Genomic DNA, 21,204 nt, shown 5'->3' with positions numbered 1-21,204 from the left:
AGTCCTGAAAATACAAAACAGCAATGGAGGAGATTTTACGCGCCAGAAGAGGGGCCGGGGAAGGATAAAATCAACTCCCCGGCATTAATGGCTTATTTCAGCTTTGACTGCGCCCAGATAATGCCGCTGGCATATTCCGGTGGCAGCAGGGGGATAAGCGCCTCCAGCGTCGCGCTAAGACGTGCAGTATCGCTGTCGCTCAGGTTCAGATGACCCACCTTACGACCTTCACGCACTTCTTTGTCATACCAGTGCAGGTGTACCAGCGGCAGCTTCAGCCAGTCGTAGTTCAGGTCGCTACCAATCAGGTTTACCATCACCGAAGGATTATTCACCACCGGAGTCGGTAATGGCAGGCTGGTAATGGCGCGCAGGTGCAGCTCAAACTGGCTGATGCTGGCGCCGTTTTGCGTCCAGTGCCCGCTGTTGTGCACGCGAGGCGCCAGTTCGTTGATCAACAGACCTTCCGGGGTGATGAAACACTCCATCGCCATCACGCCGACATACCCCAGTTCCTGCATGATGGCAGAGAGCATCGCTTCGGCTTGTTCTTGCTGTCTGGCGTTAGCCTGCGGGAAGACCACGCTGGTGCGCAGAATACCGTCCTGGTGCAGGTTATGGGTCAGCGGATAGAAGACGGTGCTGCCGTCGTGCGCACGAGCGCCTACCAGCGACACTTCACCAGAGAAATTGATTCCCTGCTCGACAATACACTCGCTGTAGCAATCATCCGGCAGTTGTTCGGTTTCATTGGCGCGTAAACGCCACTGTCCACGACCGTCGTAGCCGCCGACGCGACGCTTGACGATCGCCAGCTCACCCAGTTTGTCGAATACCGCAGACCATTCGCTTTTATCCGCCAACAGTTGCCACGGCGCAGTTGCCAGGCCGAGCTTGTCGAAAAGCTGCTTTTGCGTGAGACGGTCGGCAATAATCGGGAAAACGTCGCGGTTAACAAACGCCGGGTGGCGCGCCAGTTCGCGGGTTAACGCGGTTTCCGGCCAGCGCTCGATCTCAGCGGTAATGACGCTTTGCTGAAAGGGGACGGCGGCGGGCTCTGCATCCAGTCCGACGGGCCAGACCGAAATGCCCAGCGGCTCGCCGGCCTGGCGCAGCATGCGTCCTAGCTGACCGTTACCGAGTACGCAGACCTGCTTCATGCGATACCTCGCGGGTCCGGGTTCTCCAGTACCTCATCGGTTTGCGCTTTGCGCCAGTCGTTCAGACGCTGGTGTAATGCGTTGTCGTGTGTTGCCAGAATTTGCGCTGCCAGCAGGGCCGCATTTGCCGCGCCCGCTTTGCCGATCGCCAGCGTGCCGACTGGAATACCGCGCGGCATTTGAACGATGGAGTAGAGGCTATCTACGCCGCTCAACGCTGCGCTTTGCACCGGTACGCCTAACACAGGAACCAGCGTTTTCGCCGCAATCATGCCCGGCAGATGCGCTGCGCCGCCAGCACCGGCAATAATCACCTGATAACCGTTTTCTTCAGCGCTTTCGGCGAAGCTGAACAGTTTATCAGGGGTACGGTGAGCGGAGACGACTTCAACATGATGCGGAACGTCCAGCATTTCGAAGATTTCGGCGGCGAACTGCATGGTAGCCCAGTCGCTTTTGGACCCCATCACGATGGCGACACGCGCCGGATTATTGCGGGAAGACATGCGTCTAAAAACTCCTGTGGGTGTGCTTCACACTGCTTTAGAGGCGAGAGAGAATAGCACGTTTTAAAAACAAGGAAAACGATTGCGTTGCGTGTATGCAGACGTTTTCAGCCGTGATTAAAACGGAAAAGCGATCAGTTCAACGTCGTCAGGTGTGACTTTAATCATCGAACCTTCGGTGTGCCAGGCACCTAACACCACGCGGAAAGCGGGTTGCTCATTGGCCGTGAGTTCGTGGACAGCCGGACGGTGTGTATGTCCGTGAATTAACCACTGGACCTGATGTTTTTCCATCTCGTTAATCACGGCCTGCGGATTCACATCCATGATTTCCAGCGATTTACTGCTGTTGGCGGCTTTACTGTTGGCACGCATTTTTGCAGCAATGCGCTGGCGAACAAACAGGGGCAGGGCGAGAAACAGCTTCTGTAGCCAGGGTTGATGTACTTTGGCGCGAAATGCCTGATAGCCAGCGTCGTCGGTGCACAAGGTGTCGCCATGCATGATCAGAACCTTGCGGCCATACAGGTCGAGCACTTTTTTCTCGGGCAGTAAAGTCATGCCGCTTTCGCGGGCAAAACGCTTGCCGAGCAGAAAATCACGGTTACCGTGAATAAAAAAGCAGGGGACGCCGGAATCTGCCAGCGTTTTTATCGCTGCGGCCATTTCATGATGCAGCGGATTAGGATCGTCGTCGCCAATCCAGGCTTCAAACAGGTCGCCGAGAATGTATAGTGCATCGGCCTTTCGTGCATCGCCGGCTAAAAAACGCAGAAAACCGGCGGTGATCGCCGGTTCTTCCGTGCAGAGATGAAGATCTGCAATAAACAGTGTTGTCACGATTACTCGCTGACGGTCACGTTTTCGATGATAACGTCTTCTTTTGGTACGTCCTGATGCATACCGCTGCGACCGGTGGAAACGCCTTTGATTTTATCAACGACATCCATACCTTCGACAACTTCAGCGAACACACAGTAACCCCAGCCCTGCATGCTTTCGCCGGAGAAGTTCAGGAAGTCGTTGTCGGCAACGTTGATGAAAAACTGAGCAGTCGCGGAGTGCGGAGCCTGAGTACGCGCCATTGCCAGCGTTCCACGGGTGTTTTTCAGACCGTTGTTGGCTTCGTTTTTGATAGCCTCTTTCGTGGCTTTTTGCTTCATGCCCGGCTCAAAACCGCCGCCCTGGATCATGAAACCATTAATAACACGGTGGAAAATGGTGTTGTTGTAAAAACCTTCGCGGCAGTAGTCCAGGAAGTTTTTAACTGTTTCAGGCGCTTTATCATCAAACGTTTTGATTACGATATCGCCGTGATTAGTGTGGAAAGTAACCATTTTTGCATCCTGTTCCGATAGAGTGGTGCTTCGACCCTGGTCAGGGTCACATGATAGGGGCTTGTTATAGCATAACCGCAAGGTTCGATCACCTTGCAAAGTGTGCTGCTTCGGGGCCAATTTATAGGTATTATAGGGCTTTGTTATCCACACACGTCTACACGGAATCTTCGATGTTAAAAATCTTTAATACACTGACGCGCCAAAAAGAGGAATTCAAACCCATTCATGCCGGGGAAGTCGGCATGTACGTGTGTGGCATCACCGTTTACGATCTCTGTCATATTGGACACGGGCGTACCTTTGTTTCTTTCGACGTTGTTGCCCGTTATCTGCGTTTCCTCGGCTACAAGCTGAAGTATGTGCGCAACATTACCGATATCGACGACAAAATCATTAAGCGCGCGAATGAAAATGGCGAGAGCTTTGTGGCGCTGGTTGATCGCATGATTGCGGAAATGCACAACGATTTCGATGCGCTGAATATTCTGCGCCCGGATCTTGAACCGCGCGCGACGCACCATATCGCCGAGATTATCGAAATCACCGAACAGCTGATTGCCAAAGGTCACGCTTACGTTGCTGATAACGGTGACGTGATGTTTGACGTGCCGACTGACCCGAACTACGGTCAGCTGTCCCGCCAGGATCTGGATCAACTGCAGGCGGGTGCGCGTGTTGATGTGGTTGATGTGAAGCGCAACCCGATGGACTTTGTGCTGTGGAAGATGTCCAAAGAGGGTGAGCCGAGCTGGCCATCTCCATGGGGTGCAGGTCGTCCTGGCTGGCACATTGAATGTTCTGCGATGAACTGCAAACAGCTGGGTAATCATTTCGATATTCACGGCGGCGGCTCCGACCTGATGTTCCCGCACCATGAAAACGAAATTGCTCAGTCCACCTGTGCGCATGACGGTGAATACGTTAATTACTGGATGCACTCCGGGATGGTGATGGTTGACCGTGAGAAAATGTCCAAATCGCTGGGCAACTTCTTTACCGTGCGCGACGTGCTGAAATACTACGACGCCGAAACCATTCGCTACTTCCTGATGTCCGGCCATTATCGCAGCCAGTTGAACTACAGCGAAGAGAACCTGAAACAGGCACGCTCTGCGCTGGAGCGTCTGTACACCGCGCTGCGCGGCACTGACAAGTCCGTTGCTCCAGCCGGTGGCGAAGCCTTTGAAGCGCGCTTCATTGAAGCGATGGATGACGACTTCAACACGCCGGAAGCCTACTCCGTGCTGTTTGATATGGCGCGTGAGGTTAACCGTCTGAAGGGCGAAGATATGGCGGCAGCTAACGCTATGGCTGCGCATCTGCGTAAGCTGTCCGGCGTGCTGGGCCTGCTGGAACAGGAGCCAGAAGCCTTCCTGCAAAGCGGTGCGCAGGCGGATGATGGCGAAGTTGCTGAAATTGAAGCGTTAATCCAACAACGTCTGGATGCCCGTAAGGCGAAAGACTGGGCGGCAGCTGACGCCGCGCGCGATCGTCTCAACGAGATGGGCATCGTGCTGGAAGACGGTCCGCAGGGCACCACCTGGCGTCGTAAGTAAATCTCTATATTGCCGGATGGCGGCTAGTGCCTTATCCGGCCTACGATGGAATGATCGGTAGGCCTGATAAGCGTAGCGCCATCAGGCACTATTAATGACGTCTGTACCACCACAACACACCCATCATGACGGCTCCCGGCAGCCATACCCACATTAGCTCCGAAAGAATAACCTGATGCCCGTACGGCGTGGCGTAGCGCGACAGCGCAAACGGGGCGACCTTAATGACCTGCCACGGTGCGAAGAAGCGTTCATCTGACCACGGCCACAGCCAGCCAACGCCTTTGCCGCCTGTCGTAACGGAATCCAGCAGGCTGTGCGACAGCAGTGAAACCGTCAGGAATAACCAGCAGCGAATCAATCCCACCTTAAACCATCGTCGGCCAATCAAAACACAGAGTAGTGGCACGACAAAGGCGAACAGCAGCGAGTGGGTAAAACCACGGTGACCAAATACGTTGCCGTAGGCGATGCCAAGCTTAAACGACAGCACGTCGGCATCCGGCAACATAGCCAGAATGACGCCAGTAAACAGTAAGCGCGGGGGGATGACTTTAAGCCCGAGACCTAACCCTAAGCAGAGTGGCACGGCCGCGTGGGTAACAATTGTTGGCATGATGATCGCTTCGTGTGGAAAAACGACATGCTAACAATTCACTGTGAAGTGGTGATGAAGTGATTATCTGAAAATGAGAGAGGAAGTGGCCGGACAGGGGGTTAGCCTCATCCGGCACCGGGGATCACGCCACGACGGTAATACTTTGGCCTTCAAAGCTTACGGTCTGTCCGGCAACGATTTTGCAGCGCTTACGCGTTTCTACTACACCATCGACCTTCACCAACCCTTCGCCAATGGCGATTTTTGCCTGGGCGCCACTTTCGCTCCAGCCTTCCAGCTTCAGCAGATCGCAGAGTTCAACATGTGGGTGTTTACCCAGTGAAAATGTGGCCATCTTAAACGTCCTTTACATCATGATATTCAACACACGCCTGCAGCGTGTTTTCGATAAGCGTGGCGACGGTCATAGGGCCAACGCCTCCCGGCACTGGCGTGATATATGACGCGCGTGCGGCAGCATCCTCAAAGACCACATCGCCAACAACCTTACCATTCTCCAGACGGTTGATGCCGACATCAATCACAATCGCACCTTCTTTAATCCACTCACCGGGAATAAAGCCTGGTTTACCGACGGCGACGATCAGCAGGTCAGCATGCTCAACGTGGCGACGCAGATCTTTGGTGAACCGGTGGGTAACGGTGGTGGTGCAGCCAGCCAGCAGCAGTTCCATGCTCATCGGGCGACCAACAATATTGGAGGCGCCAATCACCACGGCGTTCAGGCCATACGTGTCGATGTTGTAGCGTTCAAGCAGGGTCACGATACCGCGTGGGGTACATGGACGCAGGCGCGGCGCGCGTTGGCACAGGCGACCGACGTTATACGGGTGGAAACCGTCAACGTCTTTATCCGGTGCAATACGCTCCAGCACTTTGACGTTGTCGATACCCGCCGGCAACGGCAGTTGTACCAGGATACCATCGATGGTGGCATCTGCATTGAGCGTATCGATCAGCTCAAGAAGTTCCGCCTCGCTGGTGGTTTCAGGCAGGTCCCAGGAGCGGGAGACAAAACCCACTTCGTCACAAGCTTTGCGTTTACTTGCCACGTAAATCTGCGAAGCCGGGTTGCTACCTACCAGCACAACAGCCAGTCCTGGGGCGCGTAATCCAGCCGCTAAACGCGCCTGAACTTTTTGAGCAACCTCAGAGCGCACCTGCTGCGCAATCGTTTTACCGTCAATAATCTTTGCTGCCATCAGAGAGAGGATTCCGTCTGTTACGTTAAGTCGAAGGGGATGTCACTATTTTGTCAGAAGCGGGGCGTGCTGTCAGTTTTCGTTTGCGTTTTTACGTGCGGTGGAGTGTTTCGTATAGCCCGTGAGCGCGGCAACAGGTGTTGGACGTTGGTACGTAATTCATAAGCATGCTAACGAAACTTAACCTAAATGAAACAACTCATCACCCTGCTATTTTCATGGGTAATATCTCAGAAACCAGACTGTTACGTCTTGTTATGGCCGTTTTTGCCTCATTTCCATCCGGAATTTTCTTAGGGTCCAATAAGAATAAGCCAGGGTCATTAAAAGGAATTGCAGGTATTTTTCATTAATTGAAATGTTTAATTTATCCCGGTGACGAATTGTCATATTCGTGAAGATTAATTAGTGAATCAAATACTCAGGAGAGTGGGAGTACACGTTTCGCTAATTCTCTCTCGATATATATCTTTACAGGATGCAGAGATAATTTGCCTGACATTTAATGTCGATAATGATTCAAACGGATCCCGCAGGACGCTGGAGCCGGATGTGTGTAATTCAAGGGAAATCCATGAAACGTAAATTAATGACCTCTTCTGTTTTTGCCAGCATGATGTTAATGGCGGGCGCAGCGGTGGCGGCAGATCCGGTAAGCGTGAGCGGCGGTACGGTTCACTTTGAAGGTGAACTGGTCAATGCAGCCTGTGCAGTGAGCACTCAGTCAGCCGACCAGGTTGTCACATTAGGCCAATATCGTACCGCCAGCTTCACCGCAGTCGGTGACACCACGGCGCAAATTCCGTTTTCCATCGTGCTGAACGACTGTGACCCGAAAGTTGCTGCGACTGCTGCTGTTGCTTTCTCGGGCCAGACGGACCTCACCAACAACAGCCTGTTGGCTCTCTCCTCTTCGGATAACAGCACCACAGCGGGCGGCGTAGGGATCGAAATCCTGGACAACACCTCTACCGCACTGAAGCCAGATGGCGCGACCTTCTCAACCGCTCAGGCGCTGGTGGAAGGCACCAACACCCTGCGTTTCTCCGCGCGTTATAAAGCCACAGCAACCAGCGCCACGCCGGGCCAGGCAAATGCGGATGCGACCTTCATCATGAAGTACGAATAAGCCGTTTGATTCTTGCAGGGAAGACTACCGCCTCATGGGATGAGGCACTATCCGGGGATGATGAAGGATGTGGCAGATGATAGGGAAAGGCGTAGCGCTGGCGGGAATGGTCTGCGTAATGCCGGCGTTTGCTCACACCGTGATACTGGAAAGTGGCCGTCTTCATTTACGTGGGCAACTGGTTAATGGTGCCTGTACGGTTGCCACAGACAGCCAGAGCTTACGGGTGCAGATGGGGCAGTACCGCACTAACGCGTTTTCCGGGACGGGAAGTTTTGCTTCTACCAGCGTACCGTTTTCGCTGCGACTAACGTCGTGCAGTGCTGATGTTTATGACCATGTGGGGATTGCCTTTGCGGGCGTTACGCCAGCCGAAGATCCACAGGTCTTTCTTGCCAGCGGCGATGCGTCTGCGGTTTCGGGGATTGGTCTGGCGTTGTTTGATGAGCGACAGCGACAAATAATTCCGAATGCGCTGCCGCTTCATTATGCCCCGATTTTAACGCAAGAGATGACGTTTCATTTCACTGCTCGCTATCGGGCTGTCTCGGAATATATAACGCCGGGAACGCTTCGTTCAGATGTGTGGTTTACGTTGGTGTATCCCTGATTTATTTCCTAACGATAATCACGCCAAAGGTATTTGTAGCTATGTTTAATTATCTAAAATCAGGCTTTATCATTTTACTGGCCTTATTTTCTGCCACCAGTGTGCAGGCATCTGGTGGAATTGCATTAGGTGCAACTCGCGTTATTTATCCTGCCGAGGCTAAACAAACGTCCCTCGCCATTAGTAATAGTGATACCAAAGAACGTTTCCTGATTAATTCATGGATAGAGAACAGCGCAGGCGTCAAAGATAAATCGTTTGTGGTCACACCGCCGCTGTTTGTCAGTGAACCTAAAAGCGAAAACACGCTGCGTATCATCTACGCGGGCGAGCCGCTGCCCAAAGACCGTGAATCGCTGTTCTGGATGAATGTGAAGGCTATTCCGTCGGTCAATAAAAATAGCCTTGAGGGGAAAAACGTTCTGCAACTGGCGATTTTGTCGCGCATCAAACTCTTTGTCCGCCCAAATAATCTGCCACAAATCGCGGAAGATGCGCCAGGCATGCTGCAGTTTTCCCGTACCGGCAACCACCTGAAAATCACCAACCCGTCAGCGTATTACGTCACGCTGGTCAATCTCAATGTCGGAAATACGAAGATTGATAACGTTATGGTTGCGCCAAAAAATGACACGCAGGTCCTGTTGCCGACTGGCGTTCAGGGAAACGTTACGTTCCAGACGGTGAACGATTATGGCGCAGTCACCACCGCTAAAACGGTTAGCGTGCGTTGAGAAAACGATGAATAAGACAACGTATTTTCCTGGCCTGTTACCGGGGGTTACGCCACCGCTGGCGGGGGTGGCGTTGTCCACGCTGGCCGCGCTCTTTCCCTCCTTCAGCCAGGGTGAAAGCTATTTCAATCCGGCGTTTTTATCTGCCGATACCGCTACTGTGGCGGATTTGTCTCGTTTCGAAAAAGGGAATCACCAGCCTGAAGGCGTTTATCGTGTGGATATTTGGCGCAATGATGAGTTTGTGGCTACCCAGGATATTCGTTTCGCCACCAGCGCGGGGAAAGCCGGAGAAAAATCCGGCGGGCTGATGCCGTGCTTTGATCTCGACTGGGTTAAACGCCTTGGCGTCAATATCACTGCGTTTCCGGCACTCAGTCAGGATGCGAACAATACCTGTATTAATTTGCCAGAGGCGATTCCTGGTAGCGAAATTGCCTTCGATTTTTCTACACTGCGTTTAAATGTCAGCCTGCCGCAAGCCTCAATGTTGAACAGTGCGCGTGGCTATATTCCGCCAGAGGAGTGGGATGAAGGTATTCCGGCGGCGCTGGTTAACTACAGCTTTACCGGCAGTCGCGGCAGCGATACCGACAGCTATTTCTTAAGCATGTTAAGCGGCCTGAACTATGGCCCATGGCGGCTGAGGAATAACGGTGCATGGAACTACTCGAAAGGTGACGGCTACCATTCGCAAAGCTGGAAAAATATTGGCACATGGCTTCAGCGCGCGATTATTCCGCTGAAGGGTGAGCTGGTGATGGGGGACAGTAACACTGGCAACGACGTTTTTGACAGTATCGGTTTTCGTGGTGCTCGTCTCTATTCGTCCGACAGCATGTATCCCGACAGCTTACAGGGCTATGCGCCAACCGTCCGTGGGATTGCGCGTACCGCAGCGAAACTGACTATTCGCCAGAATGGCTACGTGATTTATCAAAGCTATGTTTCGCCAGGCGCTTTTTCGATAACCGATCTTAACCCCACCTCGTCGAGTGGTGACCTGGACGTAACGGTTGATGAGAAGGACGGCAGTCAACAGCGCTATACGGTGCCGTATTCCACGGTACCTCTGCTCCAGCGTGAAGGACGTTTCAAATATGATGTTGTCGCCGGGGATTTTCGCAGCGGTAATAGCCAGCAGTCTTCGCCATTCTTTTTCCAGGGAACGTTAATTGCCGGGTTACCAGAAGGTTACACCGCGTATGGCGGCACGCAGTTAGCTTCACGCTACACCGCACTGGTGTTAGGTACTGGCCGCAACCTGGGTGACTGGGGAGCCGTCTCTGTCGATTTAACGCATGCCCGGAGCCAACTGGCGGATGACAGTACGCATCAGGGGCAATCGCTGCGTTTTCTGTATGCAAAATCACTGAACAACTTCGGTACCAACTTCCAGCTGTTGGGGTACCGCTATTCGACGCGCGGGTTTTATACCCTCGATGATGTGGCGTATCGCAGTATGGAAGGTTACGAGTACGAATATGACAGCGAAGGGAATCGCCACGATGTTCCACAGGTGAAGAGCTACCACAATCTGAGCTACAGCAAAAAGGGACGTTTTCAGATCAACATTTCGCAGAACCTTGGCGATTACGGATCACTCTATGTATCGGGTAGCCAGCAAACGTACTGGAACACCTCAGATACCAATACCTGGTACCAGCTGGGGTATGCCAGCGGTTGGCAGGGGATTAGCTATTCACTCTCCTGGTCATGGAATGAATCGGTCGGGATCTCTGATACCGACCGCATCCTGGCCTTCAATGTGTCTGTACCGTTCAGTCTGCTGACCGGGCGGCGCTACTCGCGTGATAACGCACTCGATCGCACCTACGCCACTTTCAATGCGAACCGTAACAGCAATGGACAAAACAGCTGGCAAAGTGGTATTGGCGGCACGCTGTTAGATGGGCGCAATCTCAGCTACAGCGTTAATCAGGGACACAGCAGCTCCAACGGATACAGCGGGAGCGCTAACGCGAACTGGCAGGCGGCCTATGGCACGCTGGGCGTGGGTTACAACTATGACCGTGACCAGCATGACTATAACTGGCAACTCTCCGGTGGCGTCATCGGACATGCGGACGGCATTACGCTCAGCCAACCACTGGGCGATACCAACGTACTGATAAAAGCACCAGGGGCCCAGGGGGTGCGGATAGAAAACCAGACCGGCGTGCAGACCGACTGGCGTGGCTACGCGGTCATGCCGTATGCCACCGTTTATCGTTACAACCGCGTCGCGCTGGATACCAATTCAATGAATAACAACACCGATGTGGAAAATAACGTTAGCAGCGTCGTGCCCACGCAGGGGGCACTGGTACGTGCGGCGTTTGATACACGAATTGGCGTGCGGGCGCTTATCACGGTTAACCGGGATGGAAAACCGGTGCCATTTGGGTCGGTGGTTCGCGAAACCACGAGCGGCGTCACCAGCATGGTCGGTGAGGATGGACAAATTTATCTGAGTGGTCTGCCGCTCAAAGGCAACTTGTTGATCCAATGGGGTGAAGGCGCAAACGCACGCTGTGAAGCGCACTATACCTTGCCTGAAGAGAGCCTGAAACAGGCTGTAACGCTCACCAACGTGATGTGCCAACGACCGTCGGCACGACAGGGATAATATGATGAAACGACAAACCGGTTTGCTACTGGGAAGCGCTTTACTGCTTATAGCTAATACGTCATGGGCGACGGTCTGCCATAACTCGAACGGAACGCCAACGGACGTTTATTACGATCTGTCGAATGTGTTTAACAGCAGCAATAACCAACCGGGCCAGGTAGTGACATTGCCTGAAAAGTCAGGCTGGGTTGGGGTGAATGCAACCTGCCCGGCAGGGACGACGGTGAATTACACCTACCGAAGTTATGTGACAGAACTCCCCGTGCAAAGTACGGAAAATAACTTTCAGTATCTGAAACTCAATGATTACCTGTTGGGGGCCATGAGTATTACCGATAGCTACGCGGGGTTGTTTTATCCTCCACGTAATTATATCCGCATGGGGAATCACCCAAACGTTTCCAAACAGCAGCCTTTTGGCGTGATGGATTCGAAGCTGGTGTTTAAATTAAAAGTGATTCGTTCATTTATCAACATGGTGCCGATCCCGCGACAGACGATGTTCAGCGTCTATGTCACTACCAGTACGGGAGATGCGCTGAGTACGCCGGTTTACACCATAAGCTACAGCGGCAAGGTGGAAGTTCCACAAAACTGCGAGGTGAATGCCGGGCAAATCGTGGAGTTTGATTTTGGCGATATTGGTGCCTCGCTGTTCAGCAAGGCGGGAGCCGGTAACCGGCCCGAAGGTATCAATACGCAAACGAAAACGGTCGCCATAAAATGTACAAATGTTGCCGCGCAAGCTTATCTGACCATGCGGGTCGAGGCCGAAAAAGCGTCCGGGCAAATGATGATATCGGACAACCCGGATTTAGGTTTTATCGTGGCCGACAGCAGCGGTAAACCGCTGACACCCAACAATCTGTCCAGCACCATTCCCTTTCAGTTGGATGATAACGCTGCCGCGCGGGTTGGCATTAGAGCATGGCCAGTCAGCGTGACGGGCAATAAACCAGCGGAAGGGCCTTTCACCGCCCGTGGCTATCTGCGAGTTGATTATGAATAAGCAGAAAACAATGAGACGCCGTGCACTTTTCGTATTGATATCAGCAGTGTCAGCCAGTTCACTATGCCAGGCGGATACCTCGCTGGGTGAGATTAATATCGAACTGCACGGTAATATTGTGGACTTTACCTGTGCGGTTATTGCCAGTGACAATAATAAGTTGGTTGAACTAGGCACCTGGCCGACAAAACAATTAAAGACCACCGGGGATACGACCCAACCGGTTCCCTTCACGTTGAAACTTGAAGGCTGCCCGCCGGGGTCGGCCTCGATAACCTTTTCCGGCACGCCGGCAGCGGGTACCACGTTGTTGGCGCTGGACGATGCCGTGATGGCACAAAAGGTCGCGATTGAATTGCACGATAGCGACCGTACGCGATTACCGCTTGAACAAGCCAGCCAGACAGTAAGCATTGATGAAAATGGTAACGCTATGCTGACTTTTTTTGCCAACTATATTGCGCTGGCAGATGGCGTTCAACCGGGGATCGCGAAAGCAGATGCTACGTTTATGATTAACTACAATTGACATCATGCGCTGATAACGCACTCCCGAACGACGCCTCGCCGGGAGTGCGATCACATTAATTCATGCATCTTTGCATAATCAATAAGCTCAACAATGGTATGTAGTCCGAGCTTGGAATAGATGTTAGCTTTGTGAGCGCTGATTGTTTTATTACTCAATAAAAGTTGCTCAGCAATTTCTTTATTAGATAACCCATTCGCCAGATAACGTAAAACCGTTACCTCGCGGTTCGATAACGGCATGTCATTCAGCACACCTTTACGTATATTAATATTATTAATAAAGTTAAGCGTGTCTGAAGGGAAAAATGAATATCCTGATAAAATCATTTTCACCGCGTTATAGATATCATTGAGATCCTTTCGTTTGCTGACGAAGCCATTGGCACCGGCACGGATCGCCCGTCCGGCATAAAATGATTCAGACTTTGAGGATAGAAACAGTACCCGAGTTTTTTCCTGCAGAGATTTTATTCTCTTGAGTAATGTAAACCCATCGGAGCCAGGTAGTTCAATATCCAGAATGACCAGATCGACTGGATAAGTCCGTAGATGATCTATTGCTGCGCGGCTGTCATCGGTTTCCAGAACAACCTGAATATTACTATTCTTTTCGAGCAGTACTTCTATCGACATTCTGACAATAGGGTGTTCGTCCATAATGATAACGGATGCTGGTTTCATTGTTGTATGCCTCAAACTGTTTGTGTATCTTGCGATTTTGATAAAACATCAGGCGTTATAATATTGTCAAATAGCCAAGGATTGCTCTGGAAGAAGAACCGAATAAATATTATGTCATCCTTGTTTATTCGGTTGTTCTACGTCAGAACAATGAGTTTGTGGAATATCCATTTCACACCAGGGAAAACTTACAATTAATCAGAAAACAGTGAGGATTATACCTGCTCTGCACTTTCGGAAAAGGCTTACAGCACGTAAGTTCATAATGTCTGTTAGGATATCCTGAAAGATCAGGGCATAGTAATGACTATTGATATTAATCTCCTGCTGTTTGAATTATGGCAGATTGAAAAAATTTTTTAAATAGTAAAAACGACACAATGGACTAATTGTTTAGGTTTTGTTAAGGCGGCAAGGCAATTCTTTTTTGTCGAAATGTACTGAATCTGTCAGCTAAAGCAGGATACCTGCGCGACATATAATACCAGGAATAGTTGTAAATATTAAATGTTTGTAAAAATCACATTCGTTTTCTCAGTTGAAAATAAGTAATTTCCTATAAATTCTTATATCACAGAGGGTTAGGGTGTTAAATTAAATGGGGATAGGTAACGCTGAGGCGATGTATCAGATGCAAAAAACGCTGACGATGTGGCAACCCCAGCAGCGTGATCAGCTGGTTCAGGCGATAGATAACGCGGTGATAGGGTTGAGCCTGCAGCAGAGCAATCTTCTTTAACGATTTACCTTGTGACAGTAATGAGATCATCTCCCAGTCGGCCTGATTTATGTGCCCGGAGTGAATATGGTCCGGCGGCATAGATAATAAAGCATGGCGCATCTCCGGGAGGCGCTGACGGCGCGACAGGATATAGAATGGCCCAGCCATCGCAATAAAGTGCCTGAGCGCTTCGTGGCGACTGGGAAGTAATATGAAAATTTGAATATTATCCTGTTCTTTAATGAGTCGGCGAAGATATTCCAGAACATCGAAATATGAGCTTGATGCACCATCCATATCAACCACTAACTGACTCGCTTCAGACTCTTTCAACAGTGGCAGGGCCGATTCAATCGTCTGGAAGATGGCCGTGTGCGTACCAGAAAATAAATAGCGATTTAACGTATAGCCGAGATAGTTGTCTGTTGTGATAATCGCTTGAGATATTGTGTCGCCCGGTAATGTGTAATCAAGTTTTTGAGCCAGATACTCAATTCTGTCAAATTCCTGCGGCGCACAGTGATCATATTGCCAGGTACAGTGGGCGTTTCGTAAACGGCGATGCCGTTCCCGGCGTTTTACACTGCGCATCCTTCCTTTTTCCCTGTCCGTATCTATTGCGCCTGCTCTGGATAAATGGCTGGCCACAAATATCCCTGACCCAAATTTGCGCCAGCGCGCAGGGCAATTTCCTGCTGTTTTTGCGTTTCAATTCCTTCAACTACCACCAGGCTGGCGATTGCGCGCCCCATCTGAATAACCTGGCGGAGTTTTTCCGGCACATGACTGAGTGTCCAGAACGTATTTTTATCTAACTTCACCCCTGACAAATGCCAGTTGGCTGCGGTGAATGTGCCAAGCAGTTCCTCATTGACGTCATCCAGCCATATTGGGATACCATGGTCTTCAAGATGTTGAATTACGCCGTAGACGATCGCCCGCTGGGGTGTACTTAAAGAATAAAATGTATTTGGATCTTGTATTTCGATAATCAAGCTGGACGGAGAGGGCGTAATCAGGGAATGGAATAGCGGCCAACTCAGAAAGGCTTGCATCGGTAAATTCAGTGAGTAGCGCAGTCCCTGTTGGTAGCACTTAATTTTGTCAATTTGCTGATAAAACAGATGCTGTCGATGCTGAACCGACAGTTGGTGAAAATATTTCTCACTGTTTATATTGGCGGGAAGATGTGTGAGGACCTCACAACCGTATCTCAACGCGGTAGACAAATCGACAATGGGCTCGAATTTAAGTGCGAATTGCAGGGGTTCTGCATCGCTGTTTTTGGCGGTAAAGACCGAGTACTCAGATTTATCATTCCATAATAGCAGGCTCGGTGCCACGATATCCCCCCTGGCGTCAGAGCAAATATTACCGAGTGTGTCTATTTGTTTCCCCGGAAATAATATACATAGGGTATTCTGGCAGCATGCGATTAGGTACAGTAGGTGCCGATACTTAATTGATGATGAGACATTTCTCAATAAAATGCCCGACCGCAAGATTCACTCTACTGTTGCAGAAAACTCAGGTGCGCCCTGATATACCTTAAAAATTGCTGATCATTTTTCACATCCAGCTTTTTCATAATACGGCGGCGAGTTGCTCTGGCCTGGATATCGCTGATGGAGAGAAGATGTGCTGTTTCAGCGAGCGTGTTACCGCTGGCAAGTAGCATTAAAAACTGGCGTTCCTCCACTGAAAAGTGGCGGGTGGTACAGTAATGGCAGATGGTTGCAGGCACACTGTGGCGGAGCGCGCGTTTTTGCAGAATCAGAATCAATTTTTGGGTTATCGCTTCAACATTATCTTCGCGATAGATAAGCGGCAGCATATACAGGCAGGGACGAAACATCAGCTTATCTTTATCGCCTCCGTTGCAGATGATAACCCGATGCTGGCGTCTGGTGTGGACGGGAACCTGATAACATCCTGCGCTGAGCCAATCGTCATCCAGTGAAATAAAGGCGATGTCTGCGCGATCGATATCTTCGGTAGGTAAAAAGCAGATGTCCTGATGCCACTCATTTGCCAGGCGGGAGATGATGATTTTCAGCCCATGTTCGAAATGACTATTTTCTTCCTTGATAGCGATACTTAACATTGACGAGGTCCTGAACAGCAGGGAAGGGGTTGGGGAATGTTAAGCAAAATCATTAATTTTCTAAATACTTGTAACCTTAAATCCCGCATTATGCTGGCTGAGTTATTACCAGGTGATTTCCTGGAACCCCATGAACGACCAGAAAAAAACAACATTCGTACACTTCGTCAGCAACCGGAACAAAAGGCATTGACTCAGCAGGCGCTGACCGTATAATTCACGCGTTTCATCTGCATGAAGTCATCACTTCTCTATGCGCCCTTAGCTCAGTTGGATAGAGCAACGGCCTTCTAAGCCGTAGGTCGTAGGTTCGAATCCTACAGGGCGTACCATTTCGATAAAATATCCTCCCGGCAAAGTTTTATTCCAGTAGGCATAACGTCTACATCAGCGGCTCTGAATTTCACTTTTTCTGCAGCGTTTTGGGGATATAAAAACGGGAGCCTGATCGCTCCCGTTTTCCTGTTTTTCTAACCAATATCACCGCACAACAAGTACGGGGCATTTGGCATGACGTACTACGGCAGCGGCGGTTGACCCCAACAGATAGGTGCTGAAACCCGGTTTATGGGATGCAATGACGATCAATTCGGCGTCCACGGCATCTGCCAGTTTAAGGATCTGATCTTTCGGTGGGCCATAAACCACATGGGTCTGCGTTCTGCCGGCGGGGATATTGAATTGCTTAACAATGTCGTCGAGCTTTTCGGTGGCTTTCGCCTGTATACCACTTCTGTCCGGGAACTCGTTGGAGTAGGCAAGCCCGAGTGATGCGTAGAACGGAACGGTAGGAATGACCGCTAAAAAATGGACCTTAGCGGTTTTTGCATGCGCTTCAACCTGCGGAATAACATGGCGAGTTAAATCGGCTTCAGAGATATCAATGGGCACCAGAATAGAGCGATACATATTCACTACCTCCTGTTTGTTTACCTCTGTCCTGAGTGTAGCGAACTTTATTTCTGTATAATAAGTGACCAGATCAAGATTGTGCGCGCATTTTGATATTCATGAATGTTATGTGATGAAGATACAACAACCACAATGGTGATTATTATTCGGCCAGCACAATAACATCTCCTGTCGCGGGGGCTTCTTGTCCTGGTAACCACAAACGTCCCCACGCGCCGGTGCAGTGGCAGCCGAGAAGTTTTTCTGGCTGCTGTTGTTTAATAAATCGTCGGGTTTGCCATAACGTATAGGGCGATGCGCAGCGTAAATGGAAGCCGCCGACCAGGGCATGAATTTTGCTGATGCCCGTTATTTGCTGGCAGTGAGCGACGATATTGGCGATGCCCCGGTGTCCGCAGCCGGTAATGATGACTAATCCACGGTCTGACTTGTATATCAATACCCCTTCGTCAGTGATGTAGTCGCGTTGGGGAGGATTCTCATTGATGACACCGTAGGCCTGCGGTGCGGATACGGATATTTCTCCTGACCACAGAAAGCGTTCGCTAAGGGGCAAAGGCTCACGGGAGTACGCCATCTGCAGACGAGAGTAATCATTATCGCGCGATAATTTCTTGATTTTACGGGTATATCCTGCAAGCGTGAACGCAGCGTAACGTTCGCAGGCAATGTGTGGATGACAGATGATGCGGCTGTTATCGGGAAGCCACGGGACGCCGCCACAGTGATCATAGTGACCATGTGAGAGCACGACAGCGGTTAACTGAGACAAGTCTACGCCCATTAATGCGGCATTGTGCCTAAAACTGTCATCAGGCCCGGTATCAAATAATATCGTGGTGGTTTCATCCTGAACTAACAGACTTAATCCAGGTTTTGCCCGTAGGACTTTTTCTGCACCGCGGGCGCGCCTGTTTTCAAGTAACACCGTAAGGGTTAAAGCCATGCCTGACTCCAGCGTTAAAGCAGCATACTGTAACGCACAGAATGTAAGAGCGCTGTGATCTCAGCGCTCTTTGGGACGGTTAAAATTGACACTAACCACGGGAAAGCGCGCAGGCTATGTTGCTATCCTGGCCCGCACGCGTGTCTTGGTGGAGAGATGGATTACCCTTGCGTTGCTGCCTGTTCGCGATGTTTTTTCGCCTGCAGCTCATGTGAATATGAATGACTGTTATTCATTGACTGATGAACGACCATCGCTTTTTCATGTTCATTCATTTGCGAAAAAGACGGTGCACTAGCCCGCGTGGATTGGCTATTCTGCACCTGTGCTTTATGTGTTTGTGCCATTTGCTGATGAGCAGGTGTATCGCTGTTATTCATCATCTCGTGAGCCATAGCTGCCTGCTGATGCGTTGTGGATGTTTCTGCCGCATTAACGCCAACTGAGATAAAAAAGGCGATAGCTAAAAAGGAAGATATCTTATTCATCATATTTCTCCAGTGTCGGTTTACAGGAGAATTATAATAATCAGGGGCTGTCAGTGAGGTGACAGGATTATGACGATGATGTCAGAGAATAATAATATTAATATCAGGTTTAATCGATGGCGCATTAGCGCCACCAATAATTATTAAGCGGCATATTTGGGTAATGTCAGAATAAAGCGGGTAGCGCGAGCGTCGGATGTCACGGAGACTTTTCCCTGGTGGGCAATCACAATCGATTTCACTATCGCCAGGCCAATACCGCTACCTTCGCCTTTACGCTGTCGTGAGGGATCGACGCGATAAAACCGGTCAAAGAGTCGTGGCAGATGTTCCGCGGCTATTGGCGTACCAGGATTTTCCACAATAATATGCACGAGATCATCAGCCTCTTTCACTCGCACGGTGACAGATTCGCCTTTGGGCGTATAGCGCATTGCGTTAGAGAGCAGGTTGCTCATTGCCCGGCGTAACATTAACGGGTCGCCAGAAACCCGGCATGCCCGACCTTCAAAGCGCAGGCTGACTTCGCGTTCTTCCGCCCAGGCTTCGAAAAAGTCGAACACTTTACTGACCTCATCCGCAAGATTCAGCGCTGTTTTTTCCGGGATCAACTGATTATTGTCTGCCTGTGCCAAAAACAACATATCACTCACCATCTTCGACATACGCCCAAACTCTTCGAGATTAGAGTAGAGCACATCTTCCAGCTCTTTCGTGCTGCGGGGATGGCTGAGGGCAATTTCTGTTTGCGTGACCAGGTTGGTGATTGGCGTGCGGATTTCGTGAGCAATATCAGCAGAAAAATTGGACTGACGTTTAAACACATCTTCGATTCGTTCGATCATATGATTAAATGACTCGACCAGTTGCTCAAGCTCAATCGGCACGGCCTGCGGGTCCAGGCGAACATCGAGATCTTTAGAGGTGATATTTTGGATGCGCCGACTGACATTACGGATCGGTTCATGACCTTTATAGACGGCGAACAGCACAATAAAAACAATCATCATGCTAATTAACGATGCTGTCATGATCAGTTTGTTTTTCAGATCGTTAATATAGTGCAGATGAAAATCAATCGATAACGCCATAAACAACGTATAGGCCGGTTTTCCGTCTGGCAACTGCCCAATGGGTAAACGAATCATTCGCCAGTTGGAGGACGCGTTTTTCCCGTGCGCATGTTCTGATGTTTGCAGCGTTGGGCCGGAAATTAAAAAGACATTACGGGTATGTGCATTTTTATCCGGCGTTGCCGAGGCGATAAACTGACGAAGATCCGGCGCATTAGGTGAATGGAAAATGGCCCTCTGATTGGCATCTTCCAGAGAAATAATGACGTTAGAATAACCCGAAACTACGTTTTTTAGTGTTTCCAGCCGACGCGATTCCGGTTCGTTCGGGTGGTTAATAATACGCTCCAGCGTCGCGCTGATCTCTTTTAAATCATTGATATCCTGCTCTGCGAAATGGACTTTCACCGAGTGGATCATTATCCATGCGAAAGCGAAAAATGAGGCGATAGTCGCCAGACTGATAAAAAAGGTTAACCGTGTTGCCAGCGAAAAAGGGCGCTGTAATCGTTTAGTTGCCATCCGGCACCTCAAGCATGTACCCCACGCCACGCACGGTCTGAATCAGTTTCGGCTCAAAGTCATTATCGATTTTGGCCCGCAGACGCTTCACGGCGACATCAATCGCATTGGTGTCGCTGTCAAAATTCATATCCCAAACCTGAGAGGCAATCAGCGAACGCGGCAACACTTCTCCCTGATGACGCAGGAAAAATTCAAGCAGCGTAAACTCTTTACTGGTCAGGGTGATGCGTGTGCCGTTGCGGGTGACCTTTCTGCTGACCAGATCGACCATTAAATCCGCGACCTGAAACTGACTTTCGACAATGACCGCGGCTCCCCGTCGCAGCAGCGTTCTGACCCGCGCCAGCAATTCTGCAAAGGCAAACGGTTTAACCAAATAATCATCAGCCCCCAGCTCCAGACCTTTGACCCGATGCTCAATGGTACCCAGTGCGGTGAGTAGCAGAATGGGCATGCCTTTATTGGCGGTGCGCAGCATCCGCACGATATCCCAGCCGTTTACATCGGGCAGCATGATGTCGAGAATGAGCAGGTCATAATCACCGGTCATTGCCAGGTGATATCCGTTCAGACCGTTGTCCGCCAAATCCACAACAAAACCCGCTTCCGTCAGGCCTTTCGTCAGGTATTCGCCGGTTTTTTTTTCATCTTCGACAATCAAAATCTTCATGACATTCTCCATCACGCACTGGCTGTGCGGATTTTCAATTCTAGAGAAGGCGGATC

The 21,204-nt window shown here is 50.5% G+C and carries 24 protein-coding genes and 1 tRNA gene; 9 read left to right on the top strand and 16 right to left on the bottom strand.

From position 1 onward, the window contains the following. Nucleotides 1-92: 92 nt before the first annotated feature. The 4 genes from purK to ppiB all read right to left on the bottom strand — a co-directional run bounded on the left by purK (nucleotide 93) and on the right by ppiB (nucleotide 3,003). Complete coding sequence (purK, locus tag FDX24_RS17345; protein ID WP_137364671.1) at nucleotides 93-1,160, bottom strand: 5-(carboxyamino)imidazole ribonucleotide synthase; 1,068 nt, start codon at nucleotides 1,158-1,160, stop codon at nucleotides 93-95. Then, nucleotides 1,157-1,666, bottom strand: coding sequence for a 5-(carboxyamino)imidazole ribonucleotide mutase (gene purE, locus FDX24_RS17340; RefSeq protein ID WP_137364670.1), 510 nt, complete (start codon nucleotides 1,664-1,666; stop codon nucleotides 1,157-1,159). The genes purK and purE overlap by 4 nt, the downstream gene beginning before the upstream one ends. A 117-nt stretch (nucleotides 1,667-1,783) precedes the next feature. Then, nucleotides 1,784-2,506, bottom strand: a complete 723-nt coding sequence (gene lpxH, locus FDX24_RS17335) for a UDP-2,3-diacylglucosamine diphosphatase (protein ID WP_137364669.1) — start codon at nucleotides 2,504-2,506, stop codon at nucleotides 1,784-1,786. Between the two features lie 2 nt (nucleotides 2,507-2,508). Next, nucleotides 2,509-3,003 (bottom strand): peptidylprolyl isomerase B, encoded by a 495-nt coding sequence (gene ppiB, locus FDX24_RS17330; protein WP_003021875.1) that lies wholly within the window; start codon nucleotides 3,001-3,003, stop codon nucleotides 2,509-2,511. Between the two features lie 173 nt (nucleotides 3,004-3,176). Here ppiB and cysS point away from each other — a divergent pair, with 173 nt between their 5' ends. After that, nucleotides 3,177-4,562 (top strand): cysteine--tRNA ligase, encoded by a 1,386-nt coding sequence (cysS, locus tag FDX24_RS17325; protein WP_048212379.1) that lies wholly within the window; start codon nucleotides 3,177-3,179, stop codon nucleotides 4,560-4,562. A 91-nt stretch (nucleotides 4,563-4,653) separates the two neighbouring features. Here the strand turns inward: cysS and FDX24_RS17320 are convergent, their stop codons facing one another. From FDX24_RS17320 to folD, 3 genes are all read right to left on the bottom strand, one after another. Further along, nucleotides 4,654-5,178, bottom strand: a complete 525-nt coding sequence (locus FDX24_RS17320) for a metal-dependent hydrolase (protein ID WP_048212378.1) — start codon at nucleotides 5,176-5,178, stop codon at nucleotides 4,654-4,656. Nucleotides 5,179-5,302: 124 nt separating this feature from the next. After that, the gene (ybcJ, locus tag FDX24_RS17315; protein WP_048212377.1) at nucleotides 5,303-5,515 is read right to left on the bottom strand and encodes a ribosome-associated protein YbcJ; all 213 of its coding nucleotides are present in this window, start codon (nucleotides 5,513-5,515) and stop codon (nucleotides 5,303-5,305) included. Between the two features lies 1 nt (nucleotide 5,516). After that, nucleotides 5,517-6,383, bottom strand: a complete 867-nt coding sequence (folD, locus tag FDX24_RS17310; RefSeq protein WP_005122057.1) for a bifunctional methylenetetrahydrofolate dehydrogenase/methenyltetrahydrofolate cyclohydrolase FolD — start codon at nucleotides 6,381-6,383, stop codon at nucleotides 5,517-5,519. Nucleotides 6,384-6,957: 574 nt separating this feature from the next. On the opposite strand from folD, the gene fimA reads away from it, so the two are divergent. The 6 genes from fimA (at nucleotide 6,958) to sfmF (ending at nucleotide 13,026) form a co-directional block, all read left to right on the top strand. Then, nucleotides 6,958-7,512 carry a type 1 fimbrial major subunit FimA gene (fimA, locus tag FDX24_RS17305; protein WP_005122056.1) on the top strand — a complete coding sequence of 185 codons (555 nt, stop codon included), beginning with the start codon at nucleotides 6,958-6,960 and terminating at the stop codon, nucleotides 7,510-7,512. A 76-nt stretch (nucleotides 7,513-7,588) separates the two neighbouring features. Further along, nucleotides 7,589-8,122, top strand: coding sequence for a type 1 fimbrial protein subunit FimI (gene fimI / locus FDX24_RS17300; RefSeq protein WP_048212376.1), 534 nt, complete (start codon nucleotides 7,589-7,591; stop codon nucleotides 8,120-8,122). Between the two features lie 41 nt (nucleotides 8,123-8,163). Next, nucleotides 8,164-8,856 (top strand): type 1 fimbria chaperone FimC, encoded by a 693-nt coding sequence (fimC, locus tag FDX24_RS17295; RefSeq protein ID WP_005122054.1) that lies wholly within the window; start codon nucleotides 8,164-8,166, stop codon nucleotides 8,854-8,856. A gap of 7 nt (nucleotides 8,857-8,863) precedes the next feature. Beyond that, nucleotides 8,864-11,485: a fimbrial biogenesis usher protein gene (locus tag FDX24_RS17290; RefSeq protein WP_061067462.1), complete on the top strand. Its 2,622-nt coding sequence runs from the start codon at nucleotides 8,864-8,866 to the stop codon at nucleotides 11,483-11,485. A gap of 4 nt (nucleotides 11,486-11,489) precedes the next feature. Next, nucleotides 11,490-12,497 carry a type 1 fimbria D-mannose specific adhesin FimH gene (gene fimH / locus FDX24_RS17285; RefSeq protein ID WP_005122052.1) on the top strand — a complete coding sequence of 336 codons (1,008 nt, stop codon included), beginning with the start codon at nucleotides 11,490-11,492 and terminating at the stop codon, nucleotides 12,495-12,497. A 10-nt stretch (nucleotides 12,498-12,507) separates the two neighbouring features. Then, nucleotides 12,508-13,026, top strand: coding sequence for a fimbria assembly protein (gene sfmF, locus FDX24_RS17280; RefSeq protein ID WP_048212618.1), 519 nt, complete (start codon nucleotides 12,508-12,510; stop codon nucleotides 13,024-13,026). A gap of 50 nt (nucleotides 13,027-13,076) precedes the next feature. Here sfmF and fimZ read toward each other — a convergent pair whose 3' ends face one another. The 4 genes from fimZ to fimW all read right to left on the bottom strand — a co-directional run bounded on the left by fimZ (nucleotide 13,077) and on the right by fimW (nucleotide 16,534). Continuing rightward, nucleotides 13,077-13,709, bottom strand: coding sequence for a fimbria biosynthesis transcriptional regulator FimZ (gene fimZ, locus FDX24_RS17275; protein WP_005122050.1), 633 nt, complete (start codon nucleotides 13,707-13,709; stop codon nucleotides 13,077-13,079). A gap of 589 nt (nucleotides 13,710-14,298) precedes the next feature. Further along, on the bottom strand, nucleotides 14,299-15,021 hold the full coding sequence (locus tag FDX24_RS17270) for a fimbriae Y protein (protein WP_115600804.1): 723 nt from the start codon (nucleotides 15,019-15,021) through the stop codon (nucleotides 14,299-14,301). A gap of 23 nt (nucleotides 15,022-15,044) precedes the next feature. Next, nucleotides 15,045-15,773, bottom strand: coding sequence for an EAL domain-containing protein (locus FDX24_RS17265; RefSeq protein ID WP_075551397.1), 729 nt, complete (start codon nucleotides 15,771-15,773; stop codon nucleotides 15,045-15,047). A 167-nt stretch (nucleotides 15,774-15,940) separates the two neighbouring features. Then, nucleotides 15,941-16,534: a fimbria biosynthesis transcriptional regulator FimW gene (fimW, locus tag FDX24_RS17260; protein ID WP_048212373.1), complete on the bottom strand. Its 594-nt coding sequence runs from the start codon at nucleotides 16,532-16,534 to the stop codon at nucleotides 15,941-15,943. Between the two features lie 36 nt (nucleotides 16,535-16,570). On the opposite strand from fimW, the gene FDX24_RS17255 reads away from it, so the two are divergent. Together FDX24_RS17255 and FDX24_RS17250 are read left to right on the top strand one after the other, a co-directional pair. Next, nucleotides 16,571-16,750: a hypothetical protein gene (locus FDX24_RS17255; protein WP_040232627.1), complete on the top strand. Its 180-nt coding sequence runs from the start codon at nucleotides 16,571-16,573 to the stop codon at nucleotides 16,748-16,750. Between the two features lie 39 nt (nucleotides 16,751-16,789). After that, a tRNA-Arg gene (locus tag FDX24_RS17250) sits at nucleotides 16,790-16,866 on the top strand. 148 nt (nucleotides 16,867-17,014) lie between these two features. Here the strand turns inward: FDX24_RS17250 and uspF are convergent. The 5 genes from uspF to cusR all read right to left on the bottom strand — a co-directional run bounded on the left by uspF (nucleotide 17,015) and on the right by cusR (nucleotide 21,148). Next, nucleotides 17,015-17,443: a universal stress protein UspF gene (gene uspF / locus FDX24_RS17245; protein WP_061067464.1), complete on the bottom strand. Its 429-nt coding sequence runs from the start codon at nucleotides 17,441-17,443 to the stop codon at nucleotides 17,015-17,017. Nucleotides 17,444-17,588: 145 nt separating this feature from the next. Continuing rightward, on the bottom strand, nucleotides 17,589-18,392 hold the full coding sequence (locus FDX24_RS17240; RefSeq protein ID WP_048212370.1) for an MBL fold metallo-hydrolase: 804 nt from the start codon (nucleotides 18,390-18,392) through the stop codon (nucleotides 17,589-17,591). A 161-nt stretch (nucleotides 18,393-18,553) separates the two neighbouring features. Next, nucleotides 18,554-18,880, bottom strand: coding sequence for a copper-binding protein (locus FDX24_RS17235; RefSeq protein ID WP_137364746.1), 327 nt, complete (start codon nucleotides 18,878-18,880; stop codon nucleotides 18,554-18,556). Between the two features lie 143 nt (nucleotides 18,881-19,023). Further along, the gene (locus tag FDX24_RS17230) at nucleotides 19,024-20,475 is read right to left on the bottom strand and encodes a Cu(+)/Ag(+) sensor histidine kinase (protein ID WP_048212368.1); all 1,452 of its coding nucleotides are present in this window, start codon (nucleotides 20,473-20,475) and stop codon (nucleotides 19,024-19,026) included. Then, a complete protein-coding gene (cusR, locus tag FDX24_RS17225; protein WP_048212367.1) occupies nucleotides 20,465-21,148 on the bottom strand; it encodes a copper response regulator transcription factor CusR in 684 nt (227 codons plus the stop codon). Before cusR ends, FDX24_RS17230 begins: the two co-directional genes overlap by 11 nt. Nucleotides 21,149-21,204 lie beyond the last annotated feature (56 nt).

Source organism: Citrobacter sp. wls716 (genome assembly GCF_005280975.1).
Lineage (GTDB): Bacteria > Pseudomonadota > Gammaproteobacteria > Enterobacterales > Enterobacteriaceae > Citrobacter > Citrobacter youngae.
This window is presented reverse-complemented; position numbering and strand designations above follow the sequence as displayed.